Genomic DNA, 18,976 nt, shown 5'->3' with positions numbered 1-18,976 from the left:
GGTTGGGAAACGATTGCCGAAGAGGCTGTTTCCCCACCGGCCACCGGTAGCAGGGCCGCCCCGGACCTGATGGCCCGGGTAAAAATGGTCGCTTATTTCAAATCCACAACCAGCACATCCCGCGCTGGCACCACCAACTGATCCAGCTTGTAACGCTTGCCGCTGATCACATCGGTGGCGCGGGTCTCGCCGTGCAGCACTTCGGCGTAGCGCGCCATATCCAGATTGCGCGGCTGATCGGATTTGTTCAGCGCCACCATGATCTTGTTCTGATCGTCGTAGCGGAAATACACATAGGGACCGTCGAGCGGCGCGAAGTGCTTCAGCTTACCGCTCTGTACCGCCGGCGTGTGGTGGCGCCAGTTGAACAGTGCGCGCACGTAATTTTGCGCGCGCTGCTGCTCTGGTTTGAGGCCTTTACCGGTAAAACCGTCGGCGCGATCGCCGGCCCAACCACCGGGAAAGTCGCTGCGCACAATGCCGTCGTTGCGCTCCTTGGGGCTCTGCATCAGCAGCTCGTCGCCGTAGAAGAACTGCGGAATACCGCGCATGGTGGCCAGGTAGGTGACCGCCATCTTGTACAGCCCGTAGTCGTCGTCGAGTGCGCTGAACAGGCGGCTGGTATCGTGGTTGCCGCCGAGGATCACCATGCGCTGTGGGTGTGGATAGAGGATATCGTTGACCATGGCTTCATACAGATCGGTGAAGCCGCTGTGTAAGGTATCTTCCTCGACCAGGCTCTCGCGCAGCGCATAGAACAGCGGAAAGTCCATCAGGCTCTGCAAGTAGGATTTGTAGCCGTCCGGGTTCTGCTTGTCGATCTGCCAGTGGGACACCACCACCGGGTTGCGGCTCCACTCCTCGCCGACCACGCTGAAGTTTGGGTACTCGCGGTGGATGCGCGCAGACCAGTGCTGCAGGAATTGCGGGTCAGAATAACCGTAGGTGTCGGCGCGAATGCCGGACAGGTCGGCCGACTCCACCCACCACAGGGAATTCTGGATCAGGTAGTTGGCCAGGCGCGGGTCGCGCTGGTTCATATCCGGCATCGAATCCACGAACCAGCCGCTGGAGAAGGCCTCGCGATCCACGTCGGCGGCATAGGGGTCGGCCAGGGTGGTGCGCATATGGGTGGTGATCTGGAACTGTCCCTTGTCGATGCCGTCGCCATTCAGCCAGTCGCCAGAGGGCAGGTCCCGCAGCCACCAGTGCTCGCTGCCGAGGTGGTTCAGCACCATATCCTGAATCACACCGATACCGTTTTTGCGCGCCGCCTGCACGAAGGCGAAGTAGTCGGCGTTGCTGCCGAAACGCGGGTCGATCCGGTACAGGTCGGTGGCGGCGTAGCCGTGGTAGGAGTAGGCGGGCTGGTCGTTTTCCACCAGCGGCGTCGGCCAGATCTGGGTGAAGCCCATGCCCTTGATGTAGTTCAGGTGCGCGCGCATGCCGGCCAGGTCGCCACCGTGGCGGCCGCCCGGGGTGGCGCGGTCGGCGCCCTCGCGGGTGTCCGGCGTGCTGTCGTTACCCGGGTTGCCGTTGGCGAAGCGGTCCGGAGTCAGCAGGTAGATGGCATCGCTGGAATCGAAGCCGCGGCGCTGGGCGGAGCCGGGCCTGCGGGCTTTCAATTCGTAGTGAATGACGGCGCGGGTGGTGTCGCCATCGCGCAGCGTGATCTCCACGGTGCCCGGCTCGCTTTCCGGGCTCACCTGCAGATCGAGGAACAGGTAGTTGGGGTTCTGTTCGCGCTCGGTGCCGGCCAGCGTCACGCCCGGGTAATCGAGGCTCGCCTTGAGCTCGGCAATATCCTTGCCGTGCACCATCAGCTGCAGGTCGGGAACCGCCATGCCGGTCCACCAGTTGGGCGGCTCTACTCGGTCTACCGCCCCCGGCGCGGTCGCTGTCTCTGCCATCACCGGCGCGGCGCAGCACAGAGCCAGGATCAGTGCGGAAAAACGTGTCATAACGGGCTCCCCTTATTTATTCGCGAGTGTGTATTCGCGAGTGTCTATTCGCGCGGTCTTTATTCGCAATGCCCCAAGCTTCATTGTGCCGCCATCCGCGGCGGCGGGGCTCCCCCTCGGTAGAGGGGGAGGTGGCGCACATTTCTGTACATGCCTGGCGCGAAAGTTCTCCACGCCCCCGGGGGAGGGGATGTTTCGGTCTCCCCGGCCATTTATACCTGCCCGCAGCTGTGGCGGGAGAGGTCGTTCCGCCGCACGACAGCGATGAAAACAGTAGCGATGAAAACAATAAAGCGAGACCAACCCATGAAGAAGATGCCTTATATGGCGTTGCTGATGGCGCTCAGCCTCAGTGGCTTTGCCATCGGCGCCCACGCCGAATGGTACCTGCGCGGTACCCACAATAACTGGCAGGCAGACCAGATGCAGGATGTCGGGAGCAATACCATGGTTGCCGACGCCGTGGTGTTCGCCGCGGACGGTGAAATCAAGTTCGACCGCTACGGCGACTGGAGCGAAAACTACGGCCTCAATGGCGCGCTGAATGGAGCCAATATTCCCGTCAGTGCCGGTACCTGGGATATCGAGTTCTACACCGACACCCACGATTACAAGATCACTGCGACCAGCAGCAGTAGCGGTACCGACTACCACCTGCGCGGCACCCACAACGCCTGGGCCGAGGGCGACCTGCTGACCCCGGTCGCCGGCACCAATCAGTACGAGGCCTGCCGCAACTTCACCAGTGGCGACGCCAACGGCGGACCGCGCTTCAAGGTCGACCCGAACGGCGGTTGGGGGGGCGACTCCTTCCCGGCCCAGGATCAGCCCGCCAGCGGCTGGACCCATATCGTGGTCGACGGTGACAGCAATAGCCTGGTCAGCGTGACCACCGACCTGGGCACTGACTGCGGTGCAGCGCAAGCTGGCGACGATTTCCGCAACCGCACCATCTACTTTGCGTTCGTGGACCGCTTCAACAACGGCGACACCAGTAACGACAACGGCAACAATGCCGCGGCCACTTCCACCAGCAAACAGAACGGCAATATCTCCGAGTGGAAGAAATACTGGGGCGGCGACATCCAGGGCCTGATCGACAAGCTGGACTACCTGCAGGACCTGGGCGTCACCGCCATCTGGGTCACGCCGCTGGTGGACAATATCGACAATTCCTCTAGCGAGGGCGCCTACCACGGCTACTGGGGCCGGGATTTCTACCGGGTCGACGAGCACCTGGGCGACTGGGCGCTGGTGGATCAGCTGGATGCGGCGATGGAGGCGCGCGGCATGAAGCTGGTGCTGGATATCGCCCTGAATCACTCCAACCAGGACGACCAGTACGAGTTCGGCGCCCTGTACAAGGACGGCGTGTTTATTACCGACAACGCCAGTGACAACGGCACCTGGTACCACCACAACGGCGCCATCGCCGACTGCTACGACAGCGATCCGGCCACCAGCTGCCCGAGTGAGTGGGACGACCCCTGGGCCTACCGCAACAAGACCCTTTTTAACCTGACCGACTTCAACCACGGCACCAGCGGCAGCAACAGCGCCGCCGACCAGTACCTGATCGACGCGGCCAGCAAGTGGATGAGTCACGGTGTCGATGCCTTCCGCATCGATGCGATCAAGCATATCGAGCCGGGCTTTATCGACCGCTTCAGCGCCGCGATGCGCGCGCAGAACCCGAATGTGTATATCTTCGGCGAGTGGTATGGCGCCGGTGCCGGCGACAGCAACTCCATGACTTTCCTCAACGGCGGCCACGGCTCGGAGCTGCTGGATTTCCAGCTGCGCAACCATATCGAACAGGCCATCGCCGGCGATATCACCATGACCGCGCTGGACAGCCATATTCAGTCGCGCACCGCCGCCATGAACGGCCGCGAGTCGTGGCAGCCGATCTTCCTCGACAATCACGACGCCACCCGCACCAGCGTCTACCTGCAGACTACCGGGCCGGTGGACAACGGCCGCACCGGCAAGGGCTTCAGCCAGGCGCTGGCGGATGCGCGGCAGAACCTGGGCATGGCGCTGGTGATGACGCTGCCGGGTATTCCCACCATCTACTATGGCACCGAGCAGAACTCGACCTGGTTTACCGCCAACGGCGACGGCCAGGTGGGTCACGACCCCTACAACCGCGAGCCGATGCCGTCGTTCGCCGAAACCTCGGCGGCGTTCCAGGAGATCAGCGCACTGGCCGCGCTGCGCGCCCAGAGCCCCGCGCTCGCCAGCGGCAGTTACACCCAGCGCTGGGTCAACGGCGATATCCTGGTGTTCGAGCGCCAGTCCGGCAGCGATGTGGTGCTGGTGGCGGTGAACCGCGGTGGCAGTGCGTCGATCACCGTGAACAGCCTGGCGCTGGCCGATGGCAGTTACACCAGCCTGGTGGGTACTGATACGGTCAATGTCAGCGGTGGCTCGGCGGTGCTGAACCTGGATGCCAACGAGGTGATCGTGCTGCACTGAGGTTCTTCCGGGCGCGGCTATCGGCCGCGCCCAGACCCCGTTATAATGCGCACCAATCAGCGTGTATGTGAGCGCTTGCAAACCCCGCTGACCTCTGGGCCGGGCGGGGTCTGTACGTATGTGTGCGTATTTTCGCCCTCCGCCCCCGCCGGGGAGGAGGGCCCCCGTCGATGCTCTTGCGACAATCGCCGCATAACCATAACCAGCAAATAGCGGTGATTCCCATGTCCGAAACAGATTCCAGCGCGACTGCGCGGTCTCCCGAACAGTGCAAGCAACCCAAGCTGCCGTTCTGGCAGGTGTGGAATGTCAGCCTCGGCTTCCTCGGCGTGCAGTTCGGCTTTGCGCTGCAGAATGCCAATGCCAGCCGCATCCTCTCCGACCTGGGCGCGGACCTGCACTCGCTGTCGCTGTTCTGGATCGTGGCGCCGCTGATGGGGCTGATCGTGCAGCCGATCGTCGGCTCCGCATCGGATCGCACCTGGAACCGCTTCGGCCGCCGCAACCCCTTTATCCTGTTCGGCGCCATCGCCGCCGCGCTGGGTATGGCGTTTATGCCCAATGCCGGCATCGCAGTGGCGATCATCGCGCCGATCGTGTTCGGCGGTGTGATGCTGGCGCTGATGGATGCTGCCTTCAATGTGACCATGCAGCCGTTCCGCGCCCTGGTGTCCGATATGGTGCCGCCGGAGCAGCGCACCCTGGGCTATTCGATCCAGTCGCTGTTGATCAATATCGGCGCGGTGTGCGGTTCCATGCTGCCGTTCGTACTGACCAATGTGATCGGTCTGGAAAACACCTCCAAGGCGGGTGAAGTGGCGCCGTCGGTGATCTGGGCTTTCTACCTCGGTGCCAGTGTGCTGCTCGGCTCGGTGCTGTGGACCGTGTTCCGCACCAGGGAATACGCGCCGGCCGAATACAACGCCTACAAGGGGCTGGACAGTGAACAGCTGGCCCGCGAGCAGGCCGAGCGCAAGTCCCTGTCGCAGCGTCTCAAAGGCTTCTTCAAGCTGCTGTTCAGCATGCCGGTGACCATGCGCCAGCTGGCGCTGGTGCAGTTCTTCTCCTGGTTCGCGCTGTTCATCATGTGGGTCTACACCACCCCGGCCATCACCCAGTACGTCTGGGGCGTGGACGCCAAGTGGTTCGATCCGGACTACCTGCATTCGGTGGGAGAGATTCCGCCCGCGATCGCCGCGGCCAAGGGCGCCGCCGGCGACTGGGTGGGTATCCTGTTTGCCGCCTATTCACTGTTTGCGGCATTGTTCTCCATTGTGCTGGCCAAGGTCGCCGGCACCATCGGCCGCAAGCCCACTTATGCATTGTCGCTGGCGCTGGGTGGCCTGTGCCTGATCAGCTTCCTGCTGTTCCAGGGCGGCGAGCAGACCCATGTGAATCTGCTGATCACCGAAGTCACTGTGCCCGCCGGCGCGCTGGGCCTGCTGCTGCCGATGATCGGTGTCGGCATCGCCTGGGCGGCGATCCTGGCGATGCCCTACTCGATCCTGTCCGAGGCGCTGCCGGCGGACAAGACCGGCGTCTACATGGGTATCTTCAACTTCACCATCGCTGCGCCGCAGATCGTCTCTGCGTTGGTGGCGGGGCCGCTGCTGGCGGGCGTGTTCGACAACCAGGCGATCAATATCCTGGTGCTGGCCGGGGTGTTTATGTTCCTCGGCGCCGTGTCGGTGTTCTTTGTGCGCGAGCGTTCGGACGAGGGCGCGCTGGATACCGAAGCGGCAACTGTCTGAAGCCGTACCCCGCCCGCTGAAACGAAGAAGCCCCTCACTTGAGGGGCTTTTTCATTGGGGGTGGTACAGCAAACAACGAGGGTACAACGAGAGGAAAGCTTACTCCGCTGCCACTGCGCGTGCGGTGCTGCCGCTGACGCTGACATCTTGCGGTGTCGGGTAGGGCCAGTTGGCCTTGCTGAAGGCGGCGCCGTCGATCCACAGGGTCTGGCCGCTGACAAAGGAGGACTGCGGCTCGGCCAAAAACAGCACTGCGTTGGCGATGTCCTCGACGATACCGACCCGCCCCAGCGGCGTAATCGCCGACCAGGAGGCGGCGTAATCCGGCGCCTCGCGTTCGGTGCGCTCGATCAGTACACCGCCGGGTGCCACACAGTTGACGCGAATGCCGTACTCGCCCAGCTCCACGGCCGCGCTTTTGGTCAGCATTTCGATGCCCCCCTTGCTGGCGGCGTAATCCACCAGGTTGGGGAAAGCCAGCTTGTTACAGCCGGAGCCGATATTGACGATACTGCCGGCGACACCGGCTTCCGCCATCAGGCGCGCGGCGCGCTGGGTATTGAGAAAGGTGCCCTTGAGGTTGGTGCGGATGACTCTGTCCCAGTCGTCTTCAGCCAGCTCCAGCAGCGGCGCCCAGGTCTGTATACCGGCGTTGTTGACCAGCAGGCTCGGCGCGCGACCGAAGTGGGCGCTCACTTGCCGGTAGAAGTGGTCCACTGCAACGCTGTCGCCCACATCACAGGCGACGAACAGGGACTTGCGGCCCAGTTGTTCGATGTCATCGACCAGTCGTTGGGCGTCACTGTCTTCGTTCAGGTTGTTGGCGGCGACATCCCAGCCCGCCCGGGCCAGGTGCAGGGCGATGCCCCTGCCGATTCCTGTGGTACCGCCGGTCACCACTGCCAGCTTGTTGTTGTTCTGCATACGTCCTCTGCTGCGACCGCGAAACCATCAAATTTCTTGGATGTGAACGTTATCATAGCATGTAAACGTTTACAATTCGCTGCGACAATGGTGTCCTGATGCCCGCCGTCGCGCATGGCGGCGCTGAAAACGTTACCATTGCGCGTTAACAACAAAAGAGCGCATCGCACAGGAATCACAGGTGTCGATCAAACAAGTTGCCAAACTGGCCGGGGTCTCAACCGCTACGGTATCCCGCTATCTGAACAGCCCCGAGCATGTGCGGGAGAAGACCCGGCTCAAGGTACAGGAAGCCATCCGCGAGATCGGTTTTTCCCGCAATACCCTGGCGCGCAATTTCCGCCGCGGCAAGACCAGCCTGGTGATGGTGGTACTGCCGTCGGTGGGCGATCCGTTTTTCTCCGGCGTTATGCGCGGTATCGGGCGCGTGGCCCAGCGTGAGGGCTACAGCATCCTGATCAGCGAGACCCAGTCCAACAGCGCCGGCTTCAATGAATACGCGGATATGGTGTTCTCCAAGCAGGCCGACGGCATCATCCTGCTCGCCAGTATTTCGCCGTTTATGGGGCGCGAAGGCGAAGCGTCCAGCGCCGCGCTGGACGCGCGCAGCGAGGGGCCGGTACCGCCGATCGTGATCGGCTGCGAAACCGTGGCGCCGGCGCTGAGTCATTTTCCCAGCGTGCGGGTCGACAATGTCGGTGCCGCGGCCGAGGCCACCGGCCACCTGATTGACAGCGGCCACCGGCGCATTGCGTTCATTGCCGGCTCCCACGAGTCGCTGCTCACCAGCGACCGCGAGCGCGGCTACCGCCAAGCCATGGCCGCCGCCGAATTGCCGGTAGAGGAGCACTGGGTGGTGGAAGGGGATCTCACCATCGATGGCGCGCGCCGCGCCGCACGCGAACTGCTGGCGCTGCAGCCGCGGCCCACCGCGATCTTCTGTGCCACTGACGAGATGGCCATGGGCGCCATGCACGAGTTGCGTGCTGCCGGCCTGCGCATTCCCGAGGATGTCTCGGTGATCGGCTTCGACGATGTGCGCTACGCATCGATCCAGGCGCCGCCGCTGAGCACCGTGGCCCAGCCGGCCGAGGAAATCGGCGAGCGCACCATGGCGCGGCTGTGCCGGGCCATGCGCGGCGATGATATCGGCGCCGAAGCCGAGGTGGTTGCGCACCAGTTGGTGTTGCGCAACTCTACGGCCGCCCCACCAGACTCCGAGGCCTGACCGCGGCTGCTCGGGTAAATTGATGTAAACGTTTACATGATGGTGCCGGAAGTTGTATAAAGTGATTCGACGCCGCACTATCAGTGTGGTGCGCGGCCTCCGCCGCCAGTGAATACCGATGTGCCCATAAAAATAAAGCCGGCCGCGCGGCGGTCGTATAGCGAGTGAGGGAATAACAACATGAATCCCACGTCCGACAGTGCTGTGCTGGGCCAGGCGCCCGATGCAGTCGTCCAATCCGAAACCAACCACGCCCTGGTGATCGCCATCAGTACCGTCGCCACCATCGGCGGCTTCCTGTTCGGCTTCGACAGCGGGGTCATCAATGGCACCGTCGACGGTCTGCAGGCCGCGTTCAATTCCGACACCGCCGGCACCGGTTTCAATGTGGCCTCGATGCTGCTCGGTTGTGCCTTCGGCGCCTTCTTTGCCGGCACCCTGGCCGACCGCTTCGGGCGCAAGGCGTTGCTGGTTGCCTCGGCGATTTTCTTTATCGTGTCCGCGTGGGGCTCCGGCGTCGCCGACGGCTCGCTGGAGTTCATTGTCTATCGCATTCTCGGCGGTCTCGCCGTGGGCGCCGCCAGTGTGATGACACCGGCGTATATCAGCGAGGTGGCACCAGCGGCCTATCGCGGGCGGCTCGCCACCATCCAGCAGGTGGCGATTATCAGCGGCCTGTTCTGTGCGTTTGTCAGCAATTACCTGATCGCCCAGTTTGCCGGCGCCTCCACCTCCGAGTTCTGGCTCGGCTACGCCGCCTGGCGCTGGATGTTCTGGATGGAGCTGGTACCCGCGGCGGTCTTCCTGGTGGGCCTGTACTTTATTCCCGAGAGCCCGCGCTTCCTGGTGGCCAGCGGCAACCGCGACGGTGCGCAGCAGGTACTGGGCCGCCTGTTCGGCGAAACCGCCGGCAGTGACAAGGTGCGCGAAATCAGCGCTTCCCTGGCCGACGACCACAAGCCGCGCCTGAAAGACCTGATCGACCCGGCCAGCGGCAAGCTGCGCCGTATCGTCTGGGTCGGTATCGGCCTGGCGGTGTTCCAGCAGCTGGTGGGTATCAATGTGGTGTTCTACTACGGTGCGGTGTTGTGGCAGTCGGTGGGCTTTACCGAGAGCGACGCGCTGCTGATCAACGTGGTGTCCGGCGCGGTCAGTATCGGTGCGGTGATCGCCGCGTTGCTGCTGGTGGACAAAATTGGCCGCAAACCGCTGCTGTGGTTCGGTTCCATCGGCATGACCATTACCCTGGCGATCATGGTCGGCGCTTTCTCCCAGGCCAGTGTCGACGCGTCCGGTTCTGTCAGCCTGCCGGGTGCTTTGGGCACCGTCGCACTGCTCGCCGCCAATGGCTACGTGGTCTTCTTCAACGCCTCCTGGGGCCCGGTCATGTGGGTCATGCTCGGCGAAATGTTTCCCAATCAGGTACGCGGCTCCGGTCTCGCCGTCAGCGGTCTGGCGCAGTGGCTGGCGAACTTCGGTATTACCCTGTCGTTCCCGATCCTGCTCGCCAGTATCCAGTTGGCCGGCAGCTACGGTCTCTACGCGCTATCCGCGGCGGTGTCCATCTTCTTCGTGGGCAAGTACGTGTATGAAACCCGCGGGCGCGAACTGGAGCAAATGGAAGGTTGAGGTAGCGAGAGATGCAACAGCACGGCAACGATCTGCAATGCGTCTGGCCCGCGGCGGCGACCCTCGGTGAGGGCCCGCTGTGGGTCGCGCGCGAAAGCGCGCTCTACTGGGTGGATATCAAGCAGATGCAGCTGCACCGCTACGGCTTCGACGACGGCGCGCGGCGCAGCTGGCAGTTCGACAGTCCGCTCAGCGCGCTGGCGCCGCGCGCCGGCGGCGGCTTTATCGGCACCTTCCGCGAGGGCTTTGCCACCATCGACCTGGGTGGTGATGAAGCCCGTGTAGAGCCACTGGGCGGCCCCGAAGCAGATCGATCGGGAAACCGCTTCAATGACGGCAAGGTGGATGCGCAGGGCAACTTCTGGGCCGGCAGTATGGATGATTCAGAAGAGCGCCCCAGCGGCGTGCTCTACCGCCTCGATCCCGGCCTCAACTGGCAGCCGGTGGACGACGGCTACGTGATCACCAACGGTCCGGCGTTCAGTCCTGACGGCCGTACCCTGTACCACAACGACACGCTGGCGCGCACCGTCTATGCCTTCGATCTGGATGGGAGCGGCCGCGCGCGCAACAAGCGCGTGCTCCTCGAGTTGCCGGAAGCCTCCGGTTATCCCGACGGCCTGACGGTCGACGCCGACGGCTGCATCTGGCTGTGCCACTGGAATGGCTGGGGCATCACCCGCTTTTCGCCGCACGGCGAGGCCATCGGCCGTATCGAACTGCCGGTGGCCAATGTCACCAGCTGCACCTTCGCCGGCGCGCAGCTGGACACCTTGTTTATCACCACTGCGCGCAAGGGACTCAGTGACCGGGAGCTGGCCGGGCAGCCGCTCGCCGGAGGCCTGTTCCGCTGCAACCCCGGTATAAAAGGTGTCGCACAGCCGCTGTTTCGCGGCTGAGTGTGCATTGACAAGGCCGTTCGCGGTCTTTTTCTGATTAACCGATGTAAACGTTTACTTCAAAACTGAAAACGGATGTAAACCATGACCACAAGCGCCATTGAGCCCCGCCAAATTCTGCCCGAAGACGGTCTTGCCGGCACACTGCTCGGCCGCGCCTGGGTGCCCGCGGCACTGAACCCGTCGGGCATCGCCGGACCCAGCCCGGTGTGGCTGTGCGCCGACGGCGTCTTCGACCTGAGTGCGCTGGCACCGACGCTGGCGCAACTGCTCGAAGCCGGCTTTGCCGCCGCCAGCGCCGATCTCTCGAAGGCGGCCCGCATCGGCTCTGTCGATGCAATCGTGCGCAACACACTCAGTGAAAAGCGCGATGTGGCATTGCCACACTTCCTCGCCCCGGTCGACCTGCACGCGATCAAGGCCTGCGGTGTGACCTTTGTGTGCAGCATGCTGGAGCGGGTGATCGAAGAGCGCGCCGGCGGCGATCCGGCCAAGGCGCGGGAAATCCGCGCACAGCTGACGGACAAGATGGGCGGCGATATTTCCGCAGTGGTGCCGGGCTCCGACGAAGCGGAAACCCTGAAAGCGGCCCTGCAGGAAGCCGGCATCTGGTCGCAGTACCTGGAAGTGGGCATCGGTCCACTGGCGGAAGTGTTTACCAAGGCACAGTGCCTGTCTGCCGTCGGCCCCGGTGAGCAGGTGGGCGTCCACCCGATTTCCTCGTGGAACAACCCCGAGCCGGAAGTGGTGCTGATTGTCGACAGCCGCGGCAACACCGTCGGCGCAACGCTCGGCAACGACGTCAACCTGCGCGATATCGAAGGCCGCAGCGCGCTGCTGCTGGGCAAGGCCAAAGACAACAATGCGTCCTGTTCCGTCGGCCCCTTCGTGCGCCTGTTCGACGAAACCTTTTCCATCGACGACGTGCGCACCGCCGAAGTGACACTGGAAATTGCCGGCCAAGATGGGTTCACCCTGAGTGAAGTCAGCCCGATGACCGAGATCAGCCGCGACCCGCTGAACCTGGTAGAGCAGACCATCGGCCCGAACCATCAGTACCCGGACGGCCTGGCCCTGTTCACCGGCACCCTGTTCGCACCGACCCAGGATCGCGACGGCGCCGGCAAGGGCTTCACCCACAAGACCGGCGACCGCGTGACGATTCGCTCGCCGAAGCTGGGCGCGCTGATCAATACCGTGACCTTCAGTGACCAGGCGCGGCCCTGGACCTTCGGCATCGCCGCGCTGATGCGCAACCTGGCGAGCCGCGGACTGCTGTAAGCGGGGGCAACCTGGTCGGGGCGAGCCCGGCGAGTGTGCGCACCACAGAAAATTTGAATGCGAGGTAAATCATGACTCTCAAGAAAAACTATATCGCCGGCGAATGGGTCGACGGCGAGGACGCAATCGCCAATATCAACCCGTCGGATACCAATGACGTAATCGGCGAGTACGCCCAGGCTGGCACCGCGCAGCTGGAAGAGGCGGTGCTGGCGGCGCGGCGCGCCTTTCCCGCCTGGTCCACCGGTTCGATCCAGGCGCGCAGCGAAATCCTCGATCGTATCGGCCAGGCAATTCTCGATCGCCGCGTCGAGCTGGGCCGGCTGCTTGCCCGTGAAGAGGGCAAGACGCTGCCGGAAGCCACCGGCGAGGTCGCGCGTGCCGGACAGATCTTCAAATACTTCGCCGGTGAAGTCCTGCAGCTGCGCGGTGAACTGCAGCCGTCCGTGCGGCCCGGCCTGGATGTCTCGGTCACCCGCGAGCCCCTCGGTGTGATCGGCCTGATTACGCCGTGGAATTTTCCCATCGCCATTCCCGCCTGGAAGATCGCCCCGGCACTGGCCTACGGCAACTGTGTGGTGTTCAAGCCAGCGGAACTGGTGCCCGGCTCCGCCCACGCGCTGGCGGAAATTATCGTCGCGGCCGGGGTGCCCGCTGGTGTCTTCAACCTCGCCATGGGCCCCGGGCGCGTGATTGGCGACGCACTGGTAAACCACCCGCACGTCGATGCCGTGAGTTTTACCGGTTCCCAGAACACCGGCAGGAATATCGCCGCGGCCGCCATCGGGCGTATGGCCAAAGTGCAACTGGAAATGGGTGGCAAGAACCCGCTGGTGGTGCTCGATGATGCGGATCTCGATACTGCGGTCGAGTGCGCCGTAAATGGTGCCTTCTTCTCCACCGGCCAGCGCTGTACCGCCTCCAGCCGCCTGGTCGTTACCGCCGGCATACACGACCGCTTTATCGAAGCGGTGGTCGAGCGCCTGAACGGTCTGGTAGTGGACGATGCGCTCAAAGACGGCACTCATATCGGCCCGGTGGTCGACGAGCGCCAGCTGCAGCAGGACCAGGACTATATCAATATCGGCAGTGACGAGGGCGCGCAGCTGCTGTGCGGTGGCGAGCGCGTGGAGCGCGCGACTCCCGGCTTCTATCTGACGCCGGCACTGTTTACCGAAACCACCGCCGACATGCGCATCAACCGCGAGGAAATTTTCGGCCCGGTGGCCTCGGTCATTCGCGCCGACGATTACGAGCAAGCGCTGGCAGTGGCCAACGACACCGAGTTTGGCCTGTCCGCCGGCATTGTCACCCAGTCGCTGAAACACGCCAGCCACTTCAAGCGCTTCTCCCAGGCCGGCATGGTTATGGTCAACGTGCCCACTGCGGGAGTGGATTACCACGTGCCCTTCGGCGGTCGCAAGGGCTCCAGTTACGGCGCGCGGGAGCAGGGCAGTTATGCGCGGGAGTTTTATACAACGGTGAAAACAGCTTATACGTCGGCGTGAAGCGGGAATTTACGAGACCGTGATCGGAGTTCGGGAGGGGGCGGAAAGTGCTTCCCTCCGACCCTGTGGATGCAGGGTCGCACCAGGACATGCTGGGGTACCAGTCCGCTGCCAGTGCGATGAAATCGAATTAAGCAGTGACCGTGATTTTCCCCAAAAAAATCTCCAGGTGGGAAAATTAAACTTGAATAAATTTGTAAGACTTAACCGATGAATAAACAGCGCAAACTCCGCAGCACCGATTGGTTCAACGATCCTAGTCAGCCGGACCAGACCGCCATTTATATCGAGCGCTACCTGAACTACGGCCTTACCCGTGAGGAGCTGCAGTCGGGCAAGCCGATCATCGGTATCGCCCAGACCGGCAGCGACCTGGCGCCGTGTAACCGCCACCATATGGAATTGGCCAAACGCGTGCGCGATGGTATTCGCGATGCCGGCGGCATCCCGTTTGAGTTTCCGGTGCACGCCATTCATGAAATGGGTAAGCGCCCCACCGCCGCACTGGATCGCAACCTCGCCTTCCTCGGCCTGGTGGAGATTCTCTACGGTTACCCGCTCGACGGCGTCGTGCTCACCACCGGTTGTGACAAAACCACCCCGGCATTGCTGATGGCCGCCGCGGCGGTAAACATTCCCTCGGTCGTGCTGTCCGGTGGCCCCATGCTGAATGGCTGGGACACCAGAAACAGTGTCGAAAAACGAGTCGGCTCCGGTTCGATTATCTGGAGTTCGCGCGAAGATTACGCCCGCGGCGATATCGACTACGAGCAGTTTATGCAGAACGTCACCAGTTCCGCACCGTCCTCCGGTCACTGCAATACCATGGGCACCGCGCTGACCATGAACAGCCTGGCCGAAGCGCTGGGCATGTCGCTGCCCGGTTGCGCCGCGATTCCCGCGCCCTACAAAGAGCGCCCGGCCATCGCCTATTACACCGGCCTGCGTATCGTCGATATGGTGTGGGAGGATCTCAAGCCCTCCGACATCATGACCCGCGACGCTTTCCTCAACGCCATCCGCCTCTGTTCCGCCATCGGTGGCTCCACCAACGCGCCGCCGCACCTGCAGGCCATCGCCAATCATATGGGCGTGGAACTCTCGATCGAAGACTGGCAGCTGCACGGTGAGAAAATTCCGTTGCTGGTGAACTGCCAACCGGCGGGTGAATACCTGGGCGAGGATTTCTACCGCGCCGGCGGCGTTCCTGCGGTGATGGGCGAACTGCTGCGCGCCGGAGTTGCCAGTGGCGACTGCCGTACCGTGAGTGGCAAAACCATCGCTGAAAACTACAGTGAGCAGGGTTCCCACAACGAAAACGTCATCCTGCCCTACGCCGCACCGATGATGGAGAACGCCGGCTTCGCCGTGATGAGCGGCAACCTGTTCGATTCCGCGATCATGAAAAAGTCCGTGATTGGCGATGATTTCCGCGGTAAATATCTCTCGAACCCGGAGCACCTCAACGTGTTGCGCGGTCGCGCCATCGTCTTCGACGGCCCCGAGGACTACCACCACCGTATCGACGACCCGGCGCTGGATGTGGACGAAAACTGCATTCTGATAATCCGCAACTGCGGCCCGCTGGGTTATCCCGGTTCCGCCGAAGTGGTGAACATGCGCCCGCCGGAATATCTGATCAAGCGCGGCATCAACTGCCTGCCCTGTATCGGTGATGGCCGCCAGAGTGGCACTTCTGCCAGCCCGTCGATTCTCAACGCCTCGCCAGAAGCCGCCGCCGGTGGCGGCCTGGCACTGCTGCAGATGAATGATGTGGTGGAGATCGATCTGAACAACAACCGCGTGAATGTGCTGGTCGATGACGCGGAGCTGCAGCAGCGCCGCGCCAATCACGAGCCGCTGCGCCTGGTCAACCAGACGCCCTGGCAGGAGATCTATCGCCAGTCCGTTACCCAATTGTCCGACGGCGGCGATATGGCCACCGAGGAACAGCATTTGCGCATCGTCGAAAAACACGGAACGCCGCGCAACTCCCACTGAGTTTCCGGCCTGCAAGCGCGGTGTGTCGGCACTGAGTATCCGGCGCGCCGCAGAAATGAATTGTTAAATAAAAAGCCGATAGCGATGAGAAGTAACCACCGAGCCGTCAGAAAACTGTCCGTCCTGATTGCCAGCGCGCTGCTATTGCCCGCTGGCGCTGCGTTTGCCAACACGCCCAAACAGCCGCAACACCAGATCAAACTGTGGCCGCAGGTATCCAGCCCGGCCGCAGATCCCGCCATCGAGCAGCGCGTGGACGCGCTGCTGAAGAAAATGACGCTGGAAGAAAAAGTCGGCCAGATCATGCAGGCGGAAATCCAGTCGATTACCCCCGAGGAAGTGCGCCAATACCATATTGGGTCGGTGCTGAACGGCGGCGGTTCCATGCCGTATCGCAAGGCGGATGCGGGCCCTGATGACTGGGTGAAACTGGCCGACGCTTTCTACGATGCATCCATGGACACGAGCGGCGGTCGCACAGCCATCCCGATTTTCTGGGGTACCGACGCCGTGCATGGCAATGGCAACCTGATCGGTGCGACGTTGTTCCCGCACAATATCGGCCTCGGCGCCGCCCGCGATCCCAAACTGATTCGCGCCATCGGCAGTGCCACCGCAGCGGAAGTGCGCACCACCGGTGTCGAGTGGGTCTTCGCTCCGACCCTCGCTGTTGCGCAAAATGACCTGTGGGGCCGCACTTACGAGAGTTACTCCGAAAACCCGGATCTGGTGCGCCAGTATGCCGGTGCCATGGTCGAGGGCCTGCAGGGCGGTGAGCCCGGCGATCAACAATTCCTCGATGAAAAACATGTGATCGCCACCGCCAAGCATTTTCTCGCCGATGGCGGTACTACCGGTGGCGACGACCAGGGCAATGCGCAGATCGATGAGCGCGAGCTGGTGCAGATCCACAATGCCGGCTACCCGCCGGCGATCGAGGCCGGTGTGCAGACGGTGATGGCCAGCTTCTCTTCCTGGAACGGTGAAAAGAACCACGGCAACCAGTACCTGCTCACCGACGTGTTGAAGCAGCGCATGGGCTTCGACGGCCTGGTGGTCAGCGACTGGAACGGCCACGGTCAGGTGCCGGGTTGCACCAATGACAGCTGCCCGCAGGCGATCAACGCCGGCATCGACCTGCTGATGGTCACCTATGACTGGAAGGCGATGATCAAAAATACCCTCGACCAGGTGCGCGCCGGCGAAATTCCGCTGCAGCGTCTCGACGATGCAGTGCGCCGCAACCTGCGCGTCAAACTGCGCGCCGGGCTGTTTGACGAAAAGCCGTCACAGCGCGCCCTGTCCGGGCGCGAAGACGTGGTCGGCAGTGCTGAACACCGCGCACTGGCGCGACAGGCGGTGCGCGAGAGCCTGGTATTGCTGAAAAACCGTCACGGCCTGCTGCCGTTGAATCCAAAACAGAACATCCTCGTCACCGGCCCGGGCGCCGACAGTATCGCCATGCAGTCCGGCGGCTGGAGTGTCAGCTGGCAGGGTGCGGGCATCCCCAACGATAAATTCCCCGGAGCCACGTCCATCTATACCGGCATCAGGAATGCGGTGCACAAGGCCGGCGGCAGCGTCGCGCTGTCCGCGGATGGCAGCTACCAGCACAAGCCCGACGTAGCTGTGGTGGTCTTTGGCGAACACCCGTATGCCGAGGGGCAGGGCGACCGCAATACGCTGGAATTCGAAGCCGGTAACAAGAAAAGCCTGGCGCTGCTGAAGTCGTTCAAGGCCAGGGGTATCCCGGTGGTATCGGTATTCCTGTCCGGCCGGCCGCTGTGGGTCAATCCGGAGCTGAACGCCTCTGATGCATTCGTGGCCGCCTGGCTGCCGGGTACCGAGGGCGAGGGGGTCGCCGACGTGATTGTGGCCAAGGCCAGCGGGGAGCCGAACTACGATTTCCGCGGCAAACTGTCGTTCTCCTGGCCAAAGCTGCCGCTGCAGGCTGAAGTCAACGTCGGTGAGAAAAAATACGATCCGCTGTTCGCCTTCGGTTACGGCCTGGATTACGCCTCTGCCAAACAGGGTCCGAAAAAGCTCGCCGAAAATGTTGCCGGTGTGACTCGCGGCCAGCCGGATCATATCGACCTGTTCGTCGGCGGCCGCACGCTGCAGCCCTGGGGCATACAGTTGAACGACTTCGAGCAGAATCAGATGCTGAGCGGTGCTTTTGCCAGGTTGCCGAGTGGCCGCGTCACCGTTGAGGCCACCGACAAGGATCGCCAGGAAGACGCGTTGCGTGTGAGTTGGCAGGATACCTGGCTGTCGGGGCTGAGTATCCAGTACGGCGAACCGCTGGATCTGTCGCGCTTTGTCGACAAGGGCACCCTGTCTTTTGACCTGAAAGTGGATGACCTGACCAAAGCCGACCTGGCAATCGTGATCAAGTGTGGCGACAACTGCGAGCGCCGCCTCGATTATACGACTTCGGCCCGAGCCATGGCCGGCAAGGGCTGGCAGCACAAAAGCTTCAACCTGAGCTGCTTTGTCCACGATGGGGACGATTTCAAGTCGATAAACGTCCCATTTGAACTGCTTGCCGGTGGTGTGGGTGCGCTGGAAGTGGCCGATGTGCGTTTCGACCGCAAAGGCAAGGCCAACGAGACCTGTCCCGACTACCATACCTTGACTACCACGCCGGTTCCGCGCCACGAGTACTGGTCCAAAGGTTGGTGGTATGAACGCTTCAAACAAAAGCAACAGCGCCTGGCACAGGGCAACGTTGATCTGTTGTGGCTGGGTGACTCGATCATCGAGCACTGGGAAACCGACGGCAAGGCGGTGTGGAAGCAGTACTACGGCGACCGCAATGCGGTAAATCTGGGTTACGGCGGCGACCGCACCGAGCACCTGCTGTGGCGCATGGAGCACGGCGAACTGGACGGTATTCACCCGAAGGTAGCGGTGGTCATGATCGGCACCAACAACACCGGTCTGTCGCTCACCGAACCGCAACTCACCGCGGCCGGCGTGCGCAAAGTGCTCGACGAGGTACGCGAGCGCCTGCCGGCGACCAGGATATTGCTACTGGGCGTCTTCCCGCGGGAGGAGCAGCCGGATGCGCCGATGCGCAAAGTGAACGAGGCGATCAACCAGATCATTTCCGGTTACGCCGACAACCAGCACATCTTCTACCTGGATATTGGCGACAAGTTCCTGGACAAGAATGGTGTGCTGAGTAAAGACATTATGCCGGATCACCTGCACCCGAACGAACGCGGGTATAAAATCTGGGCCAAGGCCATGGAGCCGACCCTGGAAAAGCTGCTGCAATCAGCACAGTAACTGCAGATCGTGTGGCCGGCATAAC

Annotated in this window: 11 protein-coding genes; 9 read left to right on the top strand and 2 right to left on the bottom strand. The window is 62.7% G+C overall.

Translation table 11 applies throughout. From position 1 onward, the window contains the following. Positions 1-92: 92 nt before the first annotated feature. Positions 93-1,961 (bottom strand): glycoside hydrolase family 13 protein, encoded by a 1,869-nt coding sequence (locus tag ABDK11_RS16780; protein ID WP_346837671.1) that lies wholly within the window; start codon positions 1,959-1,961, stop codon positions 93-95. Between the two features lie 306 nt (positions 1,962-2,267). Here ABDK11_RS16780 and ABDK11_RS16775 point away from each other — a divergent pair, with 306 nt between their 5' ends. Next, complete coding sequence (locus ABDK11_RS16775; RefSeq protein ID WP_346837670.1) at positions 2,268-4,439, top strand: alpha-amylase family glycosyl hydrolase; 2,172 nt, start codon at positions 2,268-2,270, stop codon at positions 4,437-4,439. 224 nt (positions 4,440-4,663) lie between these two features. Next, complete coding sequence (locus ABDK11_RS16770; protein WP_346837669.1) at positions 4,664-6,190, top strand: MFS transporter; 1,527 nt, start codon at positions 4,664-4,666, stop codon at positions 6,188-6,190. A gap of 99 nt (positions 6,191-6,289) precedes the next feature. On the opposite strand, the gene ABDK11_RS16765 is transcribed toward ABDK11_RS16770, so the two are convergent. Then, the gene (locus tag ABDK11_RS16765) at positions 6,290-7,114 is read right to left on the bottom strand and encodes an SDR family NAD(P)-dependent oxidoreductase (protein WP_346837668.1); all 825 of its coding nucleotides are present in this window, start codon (positions 7,112-7,114) and stop codon (positions 6,290-6,292) included. Positions 7,115-7,295: 181 nt separating this feature from the next. Here ABDK11_RS16765 and ABDK11_RS16760 point away from each other — a divergent pair, with 181 nt between their 5' ends. The 7 genes from ABDK11_RS16760 (at position 7,296) to ABDK11_RS16730 (ending at position 18,951) form a co-directional block, all read left to right on the top strand. Next, positions 7,296-8,342, top strand: a complete 1,047-nt coding sequence (locus tag ABDK11_RS16760) for a LacI family DNA-binding transcriptional regulator (protein ID WP_346837667.1) — start codon at positions 7,296-7,298, stop codon at positions 8,340-8,342. Positions 8,343-8,522: 180 nt separating this feature from the next. Then, positions 8,523-9,971, top strand: a complete 1,449-nt coding sequence (locus tag ABDK11_RS16755; RefSeq protein WP_346837666.1) for a sugar porter family MFS transporter — start codon at positions 8,523-8,525, stop codon at positions 9,969-9,971. 11 nt (positions 9,972-9,982) lie between these two features. Continuing rightward, positions 9,983-10,870, top strand: a complete 888-nt coding sequence (locus tag ABDK11_RS16750; protein WP_346837665.1) for an SMP-30/gluconolactonase/LRE family protein — start codon at positions 9,983-9,985, stop codon at positions 10,868-10,870. A gap of 84 nt (positions 10,871-10,954) precedes the next feature. Then, the gene (locus ABDK11_RS16745; RefSeq protein ID WP_346837664.1) at positions 10,955-12,151 is read left to right on the top strand and encodes a fumarylacetoacetate hydrolase family protein; all 1,197 of its coding nucleotides are present in this window, start codon (positions 10,955-10,957) and stop codon (positions 12,149-12,151) included. A 71-nt stretch (positions 12,152-12,222) separates the two neighbouring features. Further along, positions 12,223-13,659 (top strand): aldehyde dehydrogenase family protein, encoded by a 1,437-nt coding sequence (locus tag ABDK11_RS16740; RefSeq protein ID WP_346837663.1) that lies wholly within the window; start codon positions 12,223-12,225, stop codon positions 13,657-13,659. Positions 13,660-13,869: 210 nt separating this feature from the next. Then, on the top strand, positions 13,870-15,660 hold the full coding sequence (locus tag ABDK11_RS16735) for an IlvD/Edd family dehydratase (protein WP_346837662.1): 1,791 nt from the start codon (positions 13,870-13,872) through the stop codon (positions 15,658-15,660). Between the two features lie 84 nt (positions 15,661-15,744). Next, positions 15,745-18,951, top strand: a complete 3,207-nt coding sequence (locus ABDK11_RS16730; protein WP_346837661.1) for a glycoside hydrolase family 3 N-terminal domain-containing protein — start codon at positions 15,745-15,747, stop codon at positions 18,949-18,951. Positions 18,952-18,976: the final 25 nt, after the last annotated feature.

The sequence above is a fragment of the Microbulbifer sp. SAOS-129_SWC genome (assembly GCF_039696035.1).
Taxonomy (GTDB): domain Bacteria; phylum Pseudomonadota; class Gammaproteobacteria; order Pseudomonadales; family Cellvibrionaceae; genus Microbulbifer.
Note: the sequence above shows the minus strand (reverse complement) of the source record. Positions and strands in the feature narration are given on the sequence as shown.

Bases quoted from the DNA above. Each gene is read 5' to 3' on its own strand.
- ABDK11_RS16780 (WP_346837671.1), bottom strand. From the start codon at position 1,961: ATGACACGTTTTTCCGCACTGATCCTGGCTCTGTGCTGCGCCGCGCCG.
- ABDK11_RS16775 (WP_346837670.1), top strand. From the start codon at position 2,268: ATGAAGAAGATGCCTTATATGGCGTTGCTGATGGCGCTCAGCCTCAGT.
- ABDK11_RS16770 (WP_346837669.1), top strand. From the start codon at position 4,664: ATGTCCGAAACAGATTCCAGCGCGACTGCGCGGTCTCCCGAACAGTGC.
- ABDK11_RS16765 (WP_346837668.1), bottom strand. From the start codon at position 7,114: ATGCAGAACAACAACAAGCTGGCAGTGGTGACCGGCGGTACCACAGGA.
- ABDK11_RS16755 (WP_346837666.1), top strand. From the start codon at position 8,523: ATGAATCCCACGTCCGACAGTGCTGTGCTGGGCCAGGCGCCCGATGCA.
- ABDK11_RS16750 (WP_346837665.1), top strand. From the start codon at position 9,983: ATGCAACAGCACGGCAACGATCTGCAATGCGTCTGGCCCGCGGCGGCG.
- ABDK11_RS16745 (WP_346837664.1), top strand. From the start codon at position 10,955: ATGACCACAAGCGCCATTGAGCCCCGCCAAATTCTGCCCGAAGACGGT.
- ABDK11_RS16740 (WP_346837663.1), top strand. From the start codon at position 12,223: ATGACTCTCAAGAAAAACTATATCGCCGGCGAATGGGTCGACGGCGAG.
- ABDK11_RS16735 (WP_346837662.1), top strand. From the start codon at position 13,870: ATGAATAAACAGCGCAAACTCCGCAGCACCGATTGGTTCAACGATCCT.
- ABDK11_RS16730 (WP_346837661.1), top strand. From the start codon at position 15,745: ATGAGAAGTAACCACCGAGCCGTCAGAAAACTGTCCGTCCTGATTGCC.